Below are 571 nucleotides of genomic sequence, written 5' to 3'. Positions count from 1 at the left end.
TGAATCCGCAGCTTCGGTGCATAGTTTAGCCCCGTTACATCTTCCGCGCAGACCGACTCGACCAGTGAGCTATTACGCTTTCTTTAAAGGATGGCTGCTTCTAAGCCAACCTCCTGGCTGTCTGGGCCTTTCCACATCGTTTCCCACTTAACTATGACTTTGGGACCTTAGCTGGCGGTCTGGGTTGTTTCCCTCTTCACGACGGACGTTAGCACCCGCCGTGTGTCTCCCGGATATTACTTTACGGTATTCGGAGTTTGCAAAGGGTTGGTAAGTCGGGATGACCCCCTAGCCTTAACAGTGCTCTACCCCCGTAAGTATTCGTCCGAGGCTCTACCTAAATAGATTTCGGGGAGAACCAGCTATCTCCCGGTTTGATTAGCCTTTCACTCCTAACCACAGGTCATCCCCTAACTTTTCAACGTTAGTGGGTTCGGTCCTCCAGTTGATGTTACTCAACCTTCAACCTGCCCATGGCTAGATCACCGGGTTTCGGGTCTATACCTTGCAACTATTCGCCCAGTTAAGACTCGGTTTCCCTACGGCTACCCTAATCGGTTAACCTCGCTAC

1 rRNA gene is annotated in these 571 nt (G+C 51.3%); it reads right to left on the bottom strand.

From position 1 onward, the window contains the following. Positions 1 to 571 (bottom strand): 23S ribosomal RNA (locus tag P20439_RS00565); the annotation flags it as partial.

The sequence above is a fragment of the Pseudoalteromonas sp. BSi20439 genome (genome assembly GCF_000241165.1).
Lineage (GTDB): Bacteria > Pseudomonadota > Gammaproteobacteria > Enterobacterales > Alteromonadaceae > Pseudoalteromonas.
Note: the sequence above shows the minus strand (reverse complement) of the source record. Positions and strands in the feature narration are given on the sequence as shown.